The sequence below is a fragment of the Hymenobacter frigidus genome, assembly GCF_014640435.1.
Taxonomy (GTDB): Bacteria; Bacteroidota; Bacteroidia; order Cytophagales; family Hymenobacteraceae; genus Hymenobacter; species Hymenobacter frigidus.
Map to the genome: position 1 here is coordinate 222,947 of NZ_BMGY01000001.1, position 17,238 is coordinate 240,184.

General features: G+C 60.9%; 18 protein-coding genes. 5 read left to right on the plus strand and 13 right to left on the minus strand.

Translation table 11 applies throughout. The annotated features are described in order from the left end of the window. Positions 1-130: 130 nt before the first annotated feature. Positions 131-1,645, minus strand: a complete 1,515-nt coding sequence (locus IEW17_RS00895; RefSeq protein WP_188560115.1) for a Rossmann-fold NAD(P)-binding domain-containing protein — start codon at positions 1,643-1,645, stop codon at positions 131-133. 84 nt (positions 1,646-1,729) lie between these two features. Here IEW17_RS00895 and dtd point away from each other — a divergent pair, with 84 nt between their 5' ends. After that, complete coding sequence (dtd, locus tag IEW17_RS00900; RefSeq protein WP_188560116.1) at positions 1,730-2,176, plus strand: D-aminoacyl-tRNA deacylase; 447 nt, start codon at positions 1,730-1,732, stop codon at positions 2,174-2,176. A gap of 34 nt (positions 2,177-2,210) precedes the next feature. Then, the gene (locus IEW17_RS00905; protein ID WP_188560117.1) at positions 2,211-2,537 is read left to right on the plus strand and encodes a nucleotide pyrophosphohydrolase; all 327 of its coding nucleotides are present in this window, start codon (positions 2,211-2,213) and stop codon (positions 2,535-2,537) included. A 122-nt stretch (positions 2,538-2,659) separates the two neighbouring features. On the opposite strand, the gene IEW17_RS00910 is transcribed toward IEW17_RS00905, so the two are convergent. The 9 genes from IEW17_RS00910 to IEW17_RS00950 form a co-directional block, all read right to left on the minus strand. Further along, on the minus strand, positions 2,660-3,385 hold the full coding sequence (locus tag IEW17_RS00910) for a 2-phosphosulfolactate phosphatase (protein WP_188560118.1): 726 nt from the start codon (positions 3,383-3,385) through the stop codon (positions 2,660-2,662). Between the two features lie 88 nt (positions 3,386-3,473). After that, entirely contained in the window at positions 3,474-4,577 is a 1,104-nt protein-coding gene (gene gcvT, locus IEW17_RS00915; RefSeq protein ID WP_188560119.1) for a glycine cleavage system aminomethyltransferase GcvT, read from the minus strand. A gap of 155 nt (positions 4,578-4,732) precedes the next feature. Further along, the gene (locus IEW17_RS00920) at positions 4,733-5,797 is read right to left on the minus strand and encodes a branched-chain amino acid aminotransferase (RefSeq protein ID WP_188560120.1); all 1,065 of its coding nucleotides are present in this window, start codon (positions 5,795-5,797) and stop codon (positions 4,733-4,735) included. A 224-nt stretch (positions 5,798-6,021) separates the two neighbouring features. Further along, positions 6,022-6,570, minus strand: coding sequence for a cob(I)yrinic acid a,c-diamide adenosyltransferase (locus IEW17_RS00925; protein WP_188560121.1), 549 nt, complete (start codon positions 6,568-6,570; stop codon positions 6,022-6,024). A gap of 60 nt (positions 6,571-6,630) precedes the next feature. Continuing rightward, entirely contained in the window at positions 6,631-7,350 is a 720-nt protein-coding gene (locus IEW17_RS00930; protein WP_188560122.1) for an ABC transporter ATP-binding protein, read from the minus strand. Positions 7,351-7,363: 13 nt separating this feature from the next. After that, positions 7,364-10,147, minus strand: coding sequence for a tetratricopeptide repeat protein (locus tag IEW17_RS00935; protein WP_188560123.1), 2,784 nt, complete (start codon positions 10,145-10,147; stop codon positions 7,364-7,366). A gap of 3 nt (positions 10,148-10,150) precedes the next feature. Continuing rightward, positions 10,151-10,438 carry an Asp-tRNA(Asn)/Glu-tRNA(Gln) amidotransferase subunit GatC gene (gene gatC, locus IEW17_RS00940; RefSeq protein ID WP_188560124.1) on the minus strand — a complete coding sequence of 96 codons (288 nt, stop codon included), beginning with the start codon at positions 10,436-10,438 and terminating at the stop codon, positions 10,151-10,153. Continuing rightward, entirely contained in the window at positions 10,435-11,277 is an 843-nt protein-coding gene (locus IEW17_RS00945) for a lysophospholipid acyltransferase family protein (protein ID WP_188560125.1), read from the minus strand. Before IEW17_RS00945 ends, gatC begins: the two co-directional genes overlap by 4 nt. Positions 11,278-11,387: 110 nt before the next feature. Further along, positions 11,388-11,972: an NUDIX domain-containing protein gene (locus IEW17_RS00950; protein ID WP_188560126.1), complete on the minus strand. Its 585-nt coding sequence runs from the start codon at positions 11,970-11,972 to the stop codon at positions 11,388-11,390. 462 nt (positions 11,973-12,434) lie between these two features. Between IEW17_RS00950 and IEW17_RS00955 the strand changes: the two genes are divergently transcribed. Together IEW17_RS00955 and rnhB are read left to right on the plus strand one after the other, a co-directional pair. Beyond that, a complete protein-coding gene (locus IEW17_RS00955) occupies positions 12,435-12,683 on the plus strand; it encodes a hypothetical protein (RefSeq protein ID WP_229748711.1) in 249 nt (82 codons plus the stop codon). 106 nt (positions 12,684-12,789) lie between these two features. Continuing rightward, on the plus strand, positions 12,790-13,365 hold the full coding sequence (gene rnhB, locus IEW17_RS00960) for a ribonuclease HII (RefSeq protein WP_188560128.1): 576 nt from the start codon (positions 12,790-12,792) through the stop codon (positions 13,363-13,365). 24 nt (positions 13,366-13,389) lie between these two features. On the opposite strand, the gene IEW17_RS00965 is transcribed toward rnhB, so the two are convergent. From IEW17_RS00965 to IEW17_RS00975, 3 genes are all read right to left on the minus strand, one after another. Next, entirely contained in the window at positions 13,390-13,833 is a 444-nt protein-coding gene (locus IEW17_RS00965) for a response regulator (protein ID WP_188560129.1), read from the minus strand. Between the two features lie 64 nt (positions 13,834-13,897). After that, entirely contained in the window at positions 13,898-15,454 is a 1,557-nt protein-coding gene (locus tag IEW17_RS00970) for a sensor histidine kinase (RefSeq protein WP_188560130.1), read from the minus strand. 23 nt (positions 15,455-15,477) lie between these two features. Beyond that, positions 15,478-15,804: a CZB domain-containing protein gene (locus IEW17_RS00975; protein WP_188560131.1), complete on the minus strand. Its 327-nt coding sequence runs from the start codon at positions 15,802-15,804 to the stop codon at positions 15,478-15,480. 304 nt (positions 15,805-16,108) lie between these two features. Between IEW17_RS00975 and prfB the strand changes: the two genes are divergently transcribed. After that, a protein-coding gene (prfB, locus tag IEW17_RS00980) for a peptide chain release factor 2 (protein WP_188560132.1) occupies positions 16,109-17,186 on the plus strand; the annotation gives its coding sequence in 2 pieces (ribosomal slippage) (positions 16,109-16,168 and positions 16,170-17,186; 1,077 coding nt in all). The last annotated feature ends 52 nt before the right edge of the window (positions 17,187-17,238 follow it).

Below are 17,238 nucleotides of genomic sequence, written 5' to 3' on the forward strand. Positions count from 1 at the left end.
TAAGGAGGCAGCTGTATTGTCCCACCTTCAGTTGGTGGGCCGCTATGGCGGCTCTCGCATTGGCAGGCATCAAGCAATAGAAAAACAGGCAACGCGAAACCAGCCGAGGCCGCTGCGAACCGCCAGAACCTCAACGCAGCCGGTATAGGCGCAACGGGAGGCTATCGACCGCCGCAGCCCGGCTGGCGGCCAGTGTGGCCTCATAGCCCAGGCCGGTAAACTCGGAATGCTCCAGAAACAGCAGCGGCTGGTGCAGCTGCGACGCGGGCCAGGCGGCTACCGGCCGCTGCCTCCGTAACGAATCGAACCGAGCTACGCCCGCCACCCGCCAGTAGCCATCCAGCAGCACGTACTGGTAGCCCTGGGCGCGCAAGCCAGCCAGTTGCCGCTCATCGGTGATGACAGCCAGGGTTTGATTTTCGGACAGGTATGGTGCGAGACCCTGCCCTACCGTGCTGGCTACTTTGGCCGCGCCGTGTTGCCGCAGCCAAAGCGCCACTTGCGGGTATCGGGTTGGCAGCGGCGCATAGATAGTTTGCTGAATGCGCAGGATATTCAGCCCGGCCGCAGTCAGCAGCGCTGCCGCCAGCACCCAGCCCGGTAGCAAGCGCCGCCCGCTAAGTACCGCCAGCGCCGCCAGCGGCAAATAGGCAAACAGCAGCCCACGCGGCGCCTTAACAAGCAGCGACATGCCCGCCAGCAGGCAGCCGGCCCAAACCAGCAGGTACCAGGTTAGTGGCAGCTGCTGGGTGCGCGCAATCCGCCAGCCGGGCCACTGCCGCCACCCCAGCCACGCGGCCCCCAACAGCCCCGCCAACAACAGCGGCGATTCGAACTGGGTGAGGTACCGAAAATAATACAGCAAATCGAAGTGCAGCGTACTCTGGCGGCCCGCCACGTTGGCCGCCTTGGGAAACACCGTACGCACATAAAAACCCAGCCAACGGTACCACGGCTGACCCGTGGCCACCCCCACCGCCCCAAACACGATATAGGGCAGCGCCAGCAGCGACAACGCCCGGCCCCACACCCGCCGCCACAGGCCGTCGGCCTGCCACGCTTCCAGCAGTACCAGAATCGGTAGGGTGAACAGGAATTTATAGTCGAAGCACAGCCCCATCGCCAGCCAGCCCACTACCCGCAGCCAGACCCCCGGCGCAGGACGGTGCAGCCGCGCAAAATGGCTCCGCAACAGTCCGGCGTACACCACCAGATTGAGCGAGGCCATCGTGAAATCGCGGCCCGAAAACGTGAGCAGCAACCCGGTGCCGGCCAGCAGCACGAGGCCCGCCGTTTCCAGTCCGGTCAGGGCTGCCCGGCGGGCTGCCCAGGCCGCAAACAGCCCGAGCCCGGCCACTCCCAGCAGGGCATTGATGGTTTGGAAGACCAGAAAGCTCCGGGTGAGCAAGCCAACGGGCGCGTACAGCAAATAAAACCCCGGACTACCGTGGTGAAACAGCTGACTAAATTTACCCCGCGCTAACTCCTGAACTATCTGCCAGTTGTGCGCCGAATCGTAGTCGGGCGCGCCCGCTTCGGCCAAGCGCCACAGCCGCAGCCCGGCCACCACCAGCAACGCCCCCACCAGCCACGGCAATCGGTTCACAGCAGGATATTCGTTCTTTGTGGCGTCAGAAAAAGACATGGGTTGACTGGGAACTGGCAAACGCAAAGTTCGGCACGGCCAGTCTAAGATTTTTCCCTCTTTTCCTTCTTCCATTTCCTCTTTATGCGTCTCGTTATTCAGCGCGTGCGCGAAGCCCAGGTCACCGTCGAAGGCCGGGTTACGGGCCAGATTGGCCCCGGCCTGCTGGCGCTGGCCGGCTTTGCGCCCACCGACACCACCGCTGCCCTCACCTGGATGTGCCGCAAGCTGGTGCAGCTGCGTATTTTTGGCGACGACAACGGCCAGATGAACCGCAGCGTGCAGGACACCGGCGGCCAGATTCTGGTGGTGAGCCAATTCACGCTGTTGGCCGATGCGCGCAAGGGCAACCGCCCTAGCTACATCGGCGCGGCCCCGCCCCCCGTGGCCGAGCCGCTCTACCAGCAATTCGTGGCCATGGTGGCGGCCGAGCTGGGCCAGCCCGTGCCCACTGGCATTTTCGGGGCCGACATGCAGGTCAGTTTAGTTAATGATGGCCCGGTGACCATCGTGCTCGATTCGCCGACCTGAGCCCGGCATTTCCATCCCGTAATTCTCGACCAATATGACCCTCGAAGAAGCTCAAAAGACCGTCGACACCTGGATAACCACCACTGGCGTGCGTTATTTTAACGAATTGACTAATATGGCCATTCTCACCGAAGAGGTAGGCGAAGTGGCCCGGCTCATCTCCCGGCAATACGGCGAGCAGTCATTCAAGGAGTCCGACAAAGACCGCGACCTCGGCGATGAGCTGGCCGACGTGCTGTTCGTCGTCATCTGCCTGGCCAACCAGACCGGGGTCGACCTCACCGCAGCCCTGACCCGCAACCTGGCCAAAAAGACCCAGCGCGACAGCCAGCGGCACCAAGACAATGAGAAGCTGAGATGAGTGGAGCTAAAAAACGTCATGCCGAGCGCAGCCGAGGCATCTCGCCTGTATCGTTGAACGATTGAGTTACCACCCCACGCGAGATGCCTCGGCTACGGCTGCACCTTCGCTCGGCATGACGTTCACATTTCACCCAGTACCAACCGGTCCTCCCGCCACACGGGCAGCACGTCGGCGTAGGCATCAATCTGCAGGCAGAACTCAAAGTCCTGGCTGGCTTCCAGTGAATTGAGCCGGCGCACGTGGGCCGATTGCAGCAGGTAGGCTGGCAAATCGGCCCGGCCCTGCTGCCAGAGGTGCAGCGCCGCCAGCGTAGCATCCGAGCTGCTCACATCAAATTCCGAAGCCAGACGCTCGGCCAGCGCGCCGCCAAATACCGTGTCTTCGAGGCAGAACTGACCTTTCCAACCGGCGCACACCACCAGTACATCGCGCTGCTGCTGCCGGACAAAAGCAGCCACCGCAGCCAGGTTAAGAAACGCCCCAACCACCACGGCCTCAGCCGCCAGCGAGCGGCGCAACGCCGCCGTGCCGTTGGTGGTGCTGATGGTGAGCGCCCGGCCCCGCACCGGCCGGGCGGCATCGAGGAAGCCGAAAGGTGAGTTGCCGAAGTCAAATCCCGGCGCGGGCAGGCCGTCGCGCTCGGCGGCCGTCAGGCAGCCGTGCTCCCGACCATACGCCGTGCATTCTTCCAGTGTAGCCACCGGGAAAACGTGGGTTATGCCCTCCCCCAGCGCCGTGACGATGGTGCTGGAAGCCCGCAGAATATCCACGATGACGGCCACCTTGCCGCGCAGGTCATGAAGGTGCAGCAGCTCGGGCGAGAAGCAAATATCTAGTTTGGGCACTGTTTGAGTTAAAAGTTGAGAGTTAAAATGACCGTTGCTAAAAGTTGAGCCAGCAGTCGTCTTAACTCTCAACTTTTAACTTTTAACGCTACTCTTCCGTGCCCTTCGTAAGGGGCAGCTTGCTCACGGTGGCGGGCAGGTTCTTGCCCCGAATCTGCACGAAAATCTGCGTGCCGGGGGCGGCAAACTCCGTTTTCACGTAGCCCATGCCAATGCCTTTGCTGAGCGAGGGCGACTGCGTGCCGCTGGTGACGTCGCCGATTTTCTGGCCGTCGGCGTCCATCAGCTCGTAGTGGCCGCGCGGAATGCCGGTGCCATCCATCACAAAGCCCACCAGCTTTTTGCTCACGCCAGCTTCTTTCTGCTTCTTAAGGTTAGCAGAGTTGGTGAAATCCTTGGTGAACTTGGTAATCCAGCCCAGGCCGGCTTCCAGCGGCGAAGTAGTGTCGTCAATATCGTTGCCATAGAGGCAGTAGCCCATTTCGAGGCGCAGGGTATCGCGCGCACCCAGGCCAATGGGCTTGATGCCAAAGGCCTGCCCGGCCGTCATCACCTTATCCCAAACCAGGGCAGCGCTTTCGTTGGGGATGTACAGCTCGAAGCCGCCCGCGCCGGTATAGCCGGTGGCCGAGATAATGACGTCGGGGGCACCAGCAAAGCTCCCCTGCACGAAAGAGTAGTACGGGATGCTGCTCAGGTCCACATCCGTCAGCTGCTGGAGGACGGCAATGGCCTTGGGGCCCTGCACGGCAAATAGGCTGGTGAGGTCCGAAATATCCTCCATTTCCACGCCCTGGGTATTGTGGTGCTTAATCCAGTTCCAGTCTTTTTCGATGTTGGAAGCATTCACCACTAGCAGGTAATCATCGTCGGCGAGCTTGTACACCAGCAGGTCATCCACAATGCCGCCGTCGTGGTTGGGCAGGCAGGAATACTGGGCTTTGCCGTCGGCCAGCTTGCTGGCGTCGTTGCTGGTCACGCGCTGAATCAGGTCGAGGGCCTGAGGGCCCCGCAACCGGAACTCGCCCATGTGCGACACGTCGAAAATGCCCACTGCGCGGCGCACGGTGTGGTGCTCGTCGAGGTCGGAAGAGTAGCGCACCGGCATATCGTAGCCCGCGAAAGGCACCATTTTGGCACCCAGCTGGCGGTGCGTGTCGTTGAGGGTAACGGTTTTCAGGGAAACGGACATAGAAGAGTGGCTGAATGAGTGGGAATATGCTTGGCGGTGCAAAGGTGGGGCAAAAAAGAAAAGCCGCTTCAATATGAAGCGGCTTTTCTGTAGCGTGGACTCTGCGAGTCCGCGCTTGAATCGTTCACGCGCAGACTCGCAGAGTCCACGCTACTTTACACGCGCACCATCCAGTTGTGCACGTCGGCGCCTTCGCCGCTCCGAATAGCGTCGAGGGCGGCACCCACGCGCTTCGAGAAGGCGTTGGGGCCGGCCACGGGCAGGTCGTAGTCGTGGCCTTCGTAGCCGATGGTGCAAATGGGCGCGATGGTGGCGGCCGTGCCAGCCCCGAAGGCTTCTTCTAGCTTGCCAGCGGCCAGGGCTTCCATGATTTCCACGCTGCTCACTTTGCGCTCTTCCACGGTCAGGCCCATGTCGCGGGCCAGGGCCAGCACGCTGCGGCGCGTCACGCCATCGAGGATGGACGTGCTGAGCGCTGGCGTTACCACGCGGCCGTCAATCACGAAAATGGCGTTCATCGTGCCCGACTCTTCCACGTAGCGGTGCTCCGAGGCATCGGTCCAGATAAGCTGGTTGTAGCCTTCCTGCTGGGCCAGCTTGGTGGGGTACATGGCGCCGCCGTAGTTGCCGGCGGCCTTGGCAAAGCCCGCACCGCCCTCAGCCGAGCGCACGTACTGCTGCTCGAAGCGCACGCGCAGCGGCTTGTTGTAGTACAGCCCCACGGGGCAGGTGAAAATCACGAGGCGGTACGACTCCGAAGGGCGCACCCCGATGAAGCCATCGGTGGCGAACATGAACGGCCGGATGTAGAGCGCGCCGCCGGTTCCGGTGGGCACCCAGCCCGAGTCGAGACGGATAAGCTCGCTCAGGCCCTGCATGAACAGCTCCTCGGGGATGGTGGGCATGCACATGCGCTCGGCCGAGGTGTTGAGGCGGGCCCAGTTATCGAGCGGCCGAAACAGAGCCACGCCGCCATCAGCCTGCGGGTAGGCCTTCATGCCTTCAAAAATGGACTGCCCGTAGTGCAGCGCCGAGTTGGCGGGGCTCACGGCCATATCGCCGTAAGGCACAATCTGCGCATCCTGCCATTCGCCATCGTGGAAGTCCACGACGAACATATGGTCGGAAAACAGCTTGCCGAATTCGAGGTGGTCGGCCTCGAGCGGGGCCAGCCGGGGGGCCGTGGTGCGCTGGGTGCGAATGGGAAGCAGGTCTATCATAAGTTGTCAGTTTCGGGTACGCGTGGGTGGGATTTTCCGAGTACGGTGGATGAGAGCAGAGTGGCTAAAGGTATTTTTAAGTAATAAAGAACGTCATGCCGAGTGCAGCCCAGGCATCTCGCGGATGGCAGTAATCAATGCCATCGCAACGAAGCGAACGAGATGTCTCGGCTCTGCTCGATATGACATTCTTTTATTTAATGTTTTCGCAAATTTAATCAGGCTTAGAGTCGTGCCTTCCAGGTCACTTCTTCCACGCCCAGCTCGTGGGCCATGGTCCGGCTCAACACAAAAAGAAAGTCGGACAGGCGATTCAGATACACCACCACCAGCTCGGCCACGAAGGATTCTTCGCCCAGATGAATGGCCAGGCGCTCGGCGCGGCGGCACACGCAGCGGGCCACGTGCGCGTGGCTCACGGCGGGGTGGCCGCCCGGCAGAATGAAGGCGCGCAGCTCGGGCAGGTCGACGTTGAGGCGGTCCATCTCGTCTTCGAGCAGGGTCACGTCGGCGGCGTGCAGGTCGGGCAGCTTCATTTTCGACTTTTCCGGGTCGGCCGCCAGCGCCGAGCCAATGGTGAACAACCGGTCCTGAATTTCCTTGAGCAGCGGCCGACGGGTGGCGTTGATGTCCTGGTCGCGGACCAAGCCAATGTGGGAATTCAGCTCATCCACGGTGCCGTAGCACTCTATGCGTAGGCTGCTTTTCGGCACCCGCGTGCCGCCGATTAGCGAGGTAAAGCCTTTGTCGCCGGTTTTGGTGTAAATCTTCATGTTTCAGATTAGTTGAACATCAGTTGCTCTCTTTACCAAACCAGTAGCTGGTTGTTCAAATTAATGGGCCGCGATGGCGTGCGTGGTAACCTGGGGGTTGCGCTCGTCGGATTCCACCAGGCCGTCGCGCAGGCGCACGATGCGGTGGGCGTAGCGGGCAATGTCTTCCTCGTGCGTCACCATGATGATGGTGTTGCCCTTGGAATGCAGCGCCTCAAACAGGTCCATGATTTCGTGACTGGTTTTGGAGTCCAGGGCGCCGGTGGGTTCATCGGCCAGCAGCACGCTGGGATTATTGACGAGGGCCCGGGCAATGGCCACGCGCTGGCGCTGCCCGCCGCTCAGCTCGTTGGGACGGTGATGGGCGCGGTCGGCCAGGCCCACCGAGCGCAGCGACTCCACGGCGCGCTCGGTACGGTCGCGCTTGTTGAGGCCGGCGTAGATGAGCGGCAGGGCCACGTTATCCAAAGCGCTGGCCCGGGGCAGCAGGTTGAAACTCTGGAAAACGAAGCCGATTTCCTTGTTGCGCACTTCGGCCAGCTGGTTGTCGCTCATGCGGCTCACGTCTTGGCCGTTGAGGATGTACTGGCCGCTGCTGGGCGTATCGAGGCAGCCCACAATGTTCATCAACGTGGACTTGCCCGAGCCCGAAGGACCCATGAAGGCCACGTATTCGCCGCGCGCAATCTGGATGCTCACCGAGCGCAGCGCATGAATCACCTCCGCACCCATGACGTAGGTTTTGGCAATGTCGGTGGTTTCAATAACGTTCGAACTCATGGCGCAAGGGGGCTTATTGCAGAGGAGAAGGGGCCGGAGCCTCGGTGAAAGATGCCGATGCGGCCGCCCGGGCTGCCTGATGCGTGGCGTAATCGGCCGCTAAAGTAGCATAAGCCACCGCAGGAAGCTGCCCGCGCAGCTGCGCCAGGGCTTCAACGGCGTACTCGGTGAGGCCCGCATCGGCGGCAGCCAGCACGTAGGCCCTCAACAGACCGGGCGAGCGAGGGTTTTCGTCGAGGCCCGCCCGCAAGGCTTCGTAGGCGGCGGGATAGTTGCGGCGGCGCGTGTGAAAGGCGGCGGCGGCCACAATTGCCGCCTCATTGAACGGGGCCTCGCGCACAATGCGCTGGTAGCTTTTGGAAGCGGCCGCCGCGTTGTTCTGCAACTCAGCCTGCCGGGCCTGAGCCAGCCAGGCGGTACCGATGCGCCCCACCGGGGAAGTAGTGGCGACCAACTGGCCGGTGGCCAACTGCTGCTGCACCCGCCGGCCCTGCTCGCGCTGCCCTAAGTCGGCCGAGGCCAGCAGCCGCGCCGCAACCACCCGCGCCGAATCAGTCTGGCCGCTTAATGCCAAGGCATACGCCTGCATTTCGGAGGCTTGCGGCGCGCCGTGCGCGGCGGCAAAAGCCAGCTGGTCGGCAGCAGCGGCATATTGCCCCTGTTGTAGCTGCCACAGGCCCAGCAGCTGCTGGTAGTAGGCGGCGGTGGCCGAGGTGCCACTAGCCAGCGGCACCAGCAGCTGGCGGGCTATTACTTCCTGGCCCAGCGTGTGGCGGGCCAGGGCCTGCAGGAACAGTAGCTGCTCGTAGTAATCAGCATTGGCAGGTTCGTTGCCGAGCTGGCTCAGGCGCGTGAGAAGGGCAGGCGTGAGCTGTTGCGGGTAGCGCGCCACGGCCAGCAGTACGCCGTGATAGAGTTGGGCAAAGCTGGCCGCATCGAGCTGCAGCGCGGCCACGGCTGGCACTACCGGCCTAGTCTTGGGTGGCGCAGCTGTCCGCAGCTGCAGAAGCGTGGAGTTACTCACTACGCCGGGTTCATCGGTTTTCACAGGGGCCTGTGCGCTCAGCTTTCGGGCTTCCGCCAGCAGGTTTTGGCTCAGCAAAAACCCGAGCTGATTGGTCCGGCTGGCGTAGCTGCCCGGGGCCAGCTGCTCCGCCTTATCCAAATAATGACCTACGGAATCGGAGAGGGCAGTTTGGGTAAATAGCTGGGCGAGGTCGCCAGCCAGGGCGGCACTGCGCGGCTGGGCTTTCAGGCCTTTACGCAGAATATCCAGCCCTTCAAATAAGTCGTCGGGCGCATTGTAGAGCGTGGCCAGGCGTAAAGAAATCTTCTCATTCGGTCCCCGCACCAGGGCTCGGCGCAGGGCATTTATTTCGTTTTGGCGCTGCTGGCGAAAGCGGTAGAGCGCCGCCCGTCCAAACTGCGCGTGCACGTTGGCCCGGTACAGCACATCGCCGCTTTCAGCGTAGTAGCGTTCGGCCAGGCCAGCCAGGGCCAGGTCGTCGGGAGCGGCTTCGCTCTGCTGCCGGGTGAGGTCGCCGAGGTAGTTGTACTGGCCGGCCCGCACCTGGTCGAGCAATGGAAACTCCAGCCGGGCCTGCACCATCAGCAAGCCGCCCACCGCCAGAATGTAAACGGTGTAGAAAGGCAACCGGCGCGGCTCAAACACTACCCAGTACACTCGCAGCCGCTGCCGGATGAGCGGCGAGAAATTGATTAACACGTACAGCAGAAAAGCCCCGCCCACCAACGCCAGCGCCAGGCCCGTGAAGCTGCGCGCCGCTACCAGTAAGGGCGTATTGGCCGTGGCAAAGGCGTAACCCAGGGCTCCGGCCGCCCCCATCACTACTATGGGATAGAGCTGCGCCGCGCCGCGGGCATACGGCAGCACGCCGGCGTAGCTGGGGGCACGCAGGCGCAGCCCCAAGCCACCCGCCAGCAAAGCCGGCAGCAGCAGCACGAGCGGGTCGAGGCTCACCCCGGGCCAGAGCGGCAGCGTGCCGTTATTCCACGCATAAAGGATGACCACGGCCAGATACAACCCACTGGCCGCCAGAAAAGGGCCCAGGCCAAAGCGGCTGCCCGGCTGCTCGGCCTGCGAATTGAACCAAAGCAGCGCCCGAATATTCTCCACCCCTACCCACAGCACCAACACCGCCACCAGCACGGCCCCCGCGGGGGTAGCGTAGGCCGCCAGCTGCAACGCCGTTTCCGGAGCCGGTAGCTGGCTTTGGGCAAACAGTAATCCGCTCAGGACTGCCACCACGGCTCCAACCAAGCCAAATCGGACAGTCAGCGAAAGGTGTTCGGCGAAGGCATGCAGCGCAAATCCCGCGCCCCCAATCAAGCCCAGCATCAGGTACAGAAAATACCGCTCGTTGGTGTTAAAAATGCCCAGTGACTCCGTATTAAGCGACAGCAGCAGGAAAATAACCGGCACCATGCTCGCCACGAATGCCGTCCGCTGCAGGGTGCTGGCCACGGCCACCCAGCCCGCCAGCAGCGCCGCCAGCAGCACCAGAAACACACTCGCCGCCACGGGCTGCGTGAATGGCCCCGCTACATCATGCGTCAGGGTCACGATGAAGCCGCTGGCTTGCACCGGCAGACGCACCGGCCCCGCCGCCACTTCGCTTAGCGTGAGCGGGATGGCCTGCAAATGCGGCACCAACCGGATGGGCAGGGTGCTGTCTTCGCCGGTGAAATAATAAAACACGGCCAATCCCACGGCCAGCGTCGCCAATAGGGCCAGCATCCCGGGCCGCCCGGCGCGGTTCAATCCAAAGGGCGTCACTGCCTATTCCAGCACTTTGGGCACCCGGAAGTAATCCGAGTCCTTGCGCGGGGCGTTGCGCAGGCCATCCTGGTGGCTCACGGTGTTGCGGGCTTCGTCGTCGCGCAGCACATTGATTTCCTGCGAAAGATGGACTAGCGGTTCCACGCCGGTCGTGTCCAGACCTTCGAGCTTGGCCACAAAATCGAGGATATTGTTCAGGTCACCAAGTATTTGCTGCTCGCGGGTGGCATCGAATTCGAGGCGGGCCAGATGGGCCAGGCCGCGCAGGGTGTCAAGGTCAGTACTCACAGAGATGATGAATGTTGCGGGGTAATAGTTGGGGTGACGGGCGGTGCAACGGCAGCCACCGGGCGGCGCCACACGCTGGGCCCGGGTTTCGTAGCCCCTTCCGGCAGAAAATCGCCGCGCAGCTGCTCCGCCACGCGCTGTTTCAGGGCCGGGATGTCGGCCAGCGTAAGGCCTACGGTGGAAATAGGCGGGTGAAATACGATTTTGAGGCGGTGAAAGCGCACCCGCAGGTCCTTTTCCACGTCGGGCATGAACATGTGGTTCAGGGGCATGCCCACGGGCACCAGGGGTACCCCGGCCTCGATAGCCATCTGAAAAGCGCCGTCCACTAACGGCAGCAGCTCCTTGCCGGGCGTGGGCGAAATGCGCCCCTCGGCAAAAATGGCAATGCTTTGACCGGCGGCCAGGCTGCGGCGCGCGGCCACCATGGCCCGGCCCCGGCTCACGGCACTGGCGCGGTCCACGGTAATATAGACCCGGCCAAAAAGCGGCCCCCATACCGGCACGCGGGCCAGCGAATCCTTGCCCATCATGTTCAGAAAGCCCGGGATGTACTTAAAGAGCATCATGATGTCGACGTACGAGCCATGGTTGGCCACGTACACGCAGGGCCGCGGATTGGGGCCGGGGCTTTCGCGCACCACTTTCACGTGCATGCCCCACATCGTAATGGAGAACGTCGACCAGAACCGATTCAGGCTGTGCACCACGCCTCCCCCGTCCGGCCGTCGGCTAAAAAACCACTGCAGCGGGTAAATGAGCACGAAAGGCACGATGAACCAGAAAACGGCCCATATGGTGTAAAGGCGCTGACCGAGGTAACGAAGCAGATGGCGCATGGCCGCAAAGTTAACGTAGTTGTGCGTTGGTTGGGACTGGCTGGCAATTGGAGCCTGCGCTCAGACAGTCCCGGTTCCGACAGTTCTGACTTCAACTAATTAACGGTTAATCAGTGCGGGCGACTTTGCAGCACTTTTTCGGCCTTTAGTAGCCCGGCCACGCTCACGCCGTCGGTAATGCGGTCGTCCATCACCATGCGGATGGCTTCGGCCAGGGGCAGTTTCCAGAGCCGCAGGTCTTCGGTTTCCTCGGGCTCTACCTCACCAGCGGTCAAGTCCTCGGCGAGGTACACGAAGCCCTCTTCGTCGGTCACGGAGTTGGAAGTGTGCAGGCGGGCAATGCGCGTCCAGCGAGCGGCCGTCAGGCCGGTTTCTTCCTTTAGCTCGCGTTGCGCCGATTCCAGAATATCATGTTCCAGCAAGCCTCCGCCCATTGGGATTTCCCAGCTGTACTCGTTTAGTGGGTAGCGATACTGGCCCACCAGCCAAGTATTGCCTTCCGCATCCACGGGCACAATACCCAGGGCTTTGTTCTTCATGCTCACCACGCCGTAAATACCCCGCCCACCGCCGGGATTGAGCACTTGGTCTTCCCGAACCGAAATCCAGGGATTATGGTATTTCACCTCGGTGCTGAGGGTGCGCCAGGGATTGTGGGTTTCGTCAAAATTTGGTTCAGGAGAAAGCGGCAGCATAAGACTAAGAAAGGAGCTGATGACGAGCACAAAACTACGCCACTAACTGATTGCTGCATTCCGGTCGCCGGGCCCGGTACGCCGCTCGCCGTGCCAGGGGTGCCGTTGGCCGACAAAATCATGGGTTTAATCAAAAAACGATTGCGCTCGCTCAGCCATTGTAGTACTTTTGAATCATAAGTATCCCCGCACGGGCTGGAAATGTGGAAAGGAAGGACCTCTCGTGCGGCGGCGCTCTGACTGAAAAGGTGGGGTAGACACCTTTAAGCCAGACCCGCCACTTTAAGGCCGTTGCTCTTGAGCAACGGCCTTTTTTGTGCCCAAGAACCAAGCGGAGCCGTTGCCTGGCCCTGCTCGTGCCGGCAATCACCAGTTGGTTCGGCACGTCCGGATTTAACCTTGCAGTGCATCGGTGCGTACCAATATCGTTCGGCCGCCCACATTCCGGCCGGCACCTGTTACATGGCCCAATCGCCCTCCAATTCCAAGCAAGACGCTAATCAGAACGACCACGACCCGTTGTTCAACCTCAAGCATGCCCAGGCCGAAGCCGACCTCGTCCAAAATATTCAGGGCCTCGGGCCTACCACCAACGAGTACGTGAGTACCGACGAGGATACCGAAATTGACGAAGGCCCGCGTGACAGCCAGGGCCAGCGCCGGGGCGAAACCAACTCAACCGATGAGGGTAGCACTGCTGGCCGTCATTAATCCCGACTATTAAGCCTGCAAAAGGCTCTTTCTGAGTGGAGGAACAAGGAATGCCGCTTTTTTGCGGGTTCTTTGTTCCTCCACTTCCATTTATCCTTCTCCCGATTTGCTGTTAGCCACCCACACCGGCCAGGCCCTGGAGGCGGGCCTCGACGAAGCCGGGCGCGGCTGCCTGGCCGGCCCCGTATTTGCTGCCGCCGTCATCCTACCTGCCGATTTCAACCCGCCTTTCCTCAACGATTCCAAGCAGCTCAGTGCCAAGCGGCGCGAGGTCCTGCGCCCCATTATTTGTGCCGAAGCAGTAGCCTGGGCCGTCGGTCAGGCTTCGGAGGCAGAAATTGCCCAGCTCAACATTGCCCAGGCCAGCTACCTGGCCATGCACCGGGCGGTGGCGGCGCTGGCAGTAGTGCCCACGCATCTGGCCGTAGATGGCAACCGTTTTCGGGCCCTGGCTGGCTTCGACCATTCGTGCGTGGTGGGCGGCGATGGCCTTTACCGGCACATTGCCGCAGCCTCGGTGCTGGCCAAAACGTTTCGGGATGACTACATGCAAGCCCTGGCAACCGAATACCCCGCATATGGCTGGGAACAGAACGCTGGCTACCCCACCCAGCGCCACCGGGACGCCATTCGGGCACACGGACCAAGTCCGTATCACCGCATGGGGTTCCGGCTGCTGTAAGCGTCCAAAAGACGGTGTTCGGGTTTAGTTCTTCAATTTCAGCAAGTCCAAGAACAGACTAAATCCGTCTATACTGGTTCCTCCTTCTCCGAACGTATCAAAACTCAGCGGCTTGATGATGTAGCCGCTCACGGCTAGCTGCCGAGCTTTTAATCGGTCCGATTCCAGGTCGGAGGTGGTCATGATGAAAACGTTGAGGTCCACAAATTCGGGGTCTGACCGTAGGGTTTCGAGCAGCTCCAACCCATTCATGCGGGGCATGTTGATATCGAGCATCACCAGACTGGGTTTGGCAATTTTGGGCTCTCCATCATCGCCTCGCAGCATTCTGAGGGCATCGCGCCCGTTGCGGGCATGAATAAGCGGCACATTGATGTTCTGGCGGCGCAACTCGCGCTGCACGTTCATGACATCCATCTGGTCGTCTTCCACGAGCAAAATACTGGGCGTGGGATAGTCGGCGGACATAGGCTAGGCAATTGTCAATTGTCAACAGCGGGAATATGCCCGCAAGAACCGCAATGAGCGGGGCTTAATTTGGAATCTGTACGGCAGAAGCGGACTTGGCGGCCATGCCTGTGCCCACTAGCTTGGTTTTAGGCGGTTGCTTGGGCCAGGTAAAGACGAACTTAGCACCTTGGCCCTCCGCCGATTTCACCCAGATGCGCCCGCCCTGTCGCTCCACTATTTTTTTCACGATGGCCAGGCCCACCCCGGTACTTTCCAGGGTATCGCGCTCGGTCAGGGTCTGAAAAATAATGAAGATACGGTCGTGGTATTCGGGGTCAATGCCGGGCCCATCGTCGGCCACGGAAAACTGGTAAAATTCGCCGGCATCGTCGCAGCCAATGTGCACGGTGCCCGTGGCCGGGTGGTCGTGGTATTTCAGCGCATTGCTGACAAGGTTGGTGAACACCTGCTGCAGCTGCACGGCGTTGGTGGTGAGCGTGGGCAGGAAAAACGGCAGCTCCACGTGGAAGCCTTTGGTCGGATTCAGCGTATCGATAATTTCGCGCAGCAGCGTCCGGACAAATACTGTCTCGTCGGATTGGGCCATGCGCCCAACGCGGGCCAGGTCCAAAATTCCGCTGATAAGCTTTTCCATGCGGTGCACCCGCTGGCGCATCAGCCCCAAAAACTCACGGATGTGGGGTGGCAGCTGGTCTTTGCCCATGTCTTCCTCAATCCAGCGCGACGCGCTTTCGATGCCGCGCAGGGGCGCTTTCAGGTCGTGCGAAACCACGTAGGCAAACTGGTCCAGCTCTTGGTTGCGGCTTTCTAGCTGATTGATGTTGGCTCCTACGGTGCGGGCCATCACGTTCAGAGCGGCCGTAAGCTCACTCACTTCGTCTTGCCGGGTATCAACAATCTGGGTGGTGTAGTCGCCATCGGCCATGCGGCGGGCCAGCTCCAGCATGCTCTTGAGGCGAGTAGAGAAGATGCGCACGATGTACACGGCCCACAGCAGCCCCAGCACCAAGGCGGCCACGGCCAAGACCACCGATAGCCATTTGGCACGCTGAATACTGTCATCCAGACGCTGGCGCAGCTGCTTACGCACTTGGCTCTCGCTGCTTTCAAACGCCGTGAGCTGCACCCGGATATTATCCATCACCTGTTTGCCCGTGAGGCCTTCGGTGAGGCGGCGGTGGGCCAGGCCATCCAGGCCCGACTGCTGGGGGTTGCGGCGGCGGGCCTCACGCTTCTCCGACACCATCAGGTGGCTGTAGCTCGACCATTGCTGAAACAGCCGCTGAGCCTGTTCGAGGCGCTGCACCTGCTCGGGGGAGTTATTCATCAGGCCGCGCAACTGCGCAAATTGGCCAATCATGTTCCGTTCGCCATCGTAGTAAGGTGCCAGCACCTGCTCGTTGCCAACCAGCAAATACCCCCGGAAACCAGTTTCCATATCCACGATGTGACGCAGCAGCGTTAGGGCTCCGTTCGATACGCGCTGGGAGGCTTCTACTTTGCGCGAATTGGTCAACACCTGCCCCGCCAGCTGATAGTAGAACAGCACGACCACCGTGAAGAGCGCCAGCAACAACACAAATCCGGCAAAAAGCTTCGTGGTAAGGGTTATTTTCATGCAGCAAAAGCCGGGTTACGCAGTTAGTGGGCCTGCGTACGCAGCTTGGCCTCCATGGTTCGGAGGAGCGTCGCCATTTCGTCGGCTATTACCTGCAAGGGAACGTAGCCGGCACCAACCTCACTGCTTTGGCCCAGCACGTGCAAATCCATTAGCCGGTTGGCTTCCTTGTGGATAATAATGTGTTGCCGGTCAAACTGCCGGGCTTCGGGCAGGTGGGCGTAAGCCCCCGTGCCGCGCATCCGACTGGTTATCCACACGCCCAGGCTGCATTGCTCGGGGTCGCGCAGGGGGCCTTCGGCGCCGCCGTTACCAAACAGGAACGAGCGCAACTTGCTTTTGAAATGCACGTGCTTAATGTGAGCGGATTCAAAGTCCCGCTTTAGCTCCTCCGTTGTCATAATCAAACTTGTAGAATCAAGTGCACACCGGGTAGCCAGTATTCCGCTCCATTTGCCCAAAGCTACGTCAGACGGCTCAGGGCTGGCTTCTTGCAAAGACAGGTACTCACGCAACTTCCGGTCCTGCTACAACAGCAAAACCGAACTTAATGGCCAATGCCGGGTCAGAATTCGGTACTTTCGCGCTTGGTAATCACCGGAAGCGGCCTTGTGGCCATCCATTACTCGGTTACCTGTTCACTTATTCCCCACCATGACCCAAGACCAGATTAAGGACTTGAAGGGCCGCGCCGAGGCCCTGAGGAGGTATCTTTGACTACGATACCCGCAAAGCTCAAATAGCCGCCGCCGAGGCGCAAACCACCGCCCCCGGCTTCTGGGATGACTCCAAAGCGGCCGAAACCATCCTGCGCGAAGTCAAGACCATCAAGATTTGGACCGACGACTACGAAGCCGTGGAACAAGCGCTGGCTGATACTGAGGTACTGTTTGATTTCCATAAAGAGGGCGACGTATCGGAAGCTGAAATGCAGGCCGATTACGACGTCACGCTCAAAAAACTGGAGCAGCTGGAGTTCAAGCGCATGCTTTCCGATGAGGAGGACCAACTTTCGGCCATCATCGACATTAACCCCGGAGCCGGGGGGACCGAAAGCCAGGACTGGGCCGAAATGCTCATGCGCATGTACATCATGTGGGCCGAAAGCCACGGTTTTGGTGTGAAGCAAGTCAGCTACCAGCCCGGCGAAGGCGCGGGCATTAAGTCGGCGTCACTCGAAATCGACGGCGACTTTGCCTACGGTTACCTCAAGAGCGAAATTGGGGTACACCGCCTCGTGCGTATGTCGCCGTTCGACAGCAGCGGGCGGCGGCACACCTCGTTCGCGTCCGTGTTTGCCTACCCCGTGATTGATGACACCATCGTCATCGACATCAACCCCGCCGACATCTCCTGGGATACCTTCCGGGCCGGTGGCGCGGGCGGGCAAAACGTGAACAAGGTGGAAACCGCCGTGCGCCTCACTCACGCACCGTCCGGCATCATCATCGCCGTCCAGATTGAGCGCAGCCAGCTCATGAACAAGGAGCACGCCCTGCGCATGCTCAAATCGCGCCTCTACCAGATTGAGATGGACAAGCGCCACGCCGAGCGCGACAAAGTGGAAGCCACCAAAAAGCGCATCGATTTCGGCTCCCAGATTCGCAACTACGTGCTGCACCCCTACAAACTCATCAAGGACCTACGCACGGGCATCGAGCGCACCGACGTGCAGAATGTGCTCGATGGTGATTTGGATGAGTTCATCAAAGGGTTTCTGATGCGGAGCTAGAGACAGCTTTCTATTAGACATAAAAAAAGGCTGCCCAAATGGGCAGCCTTTT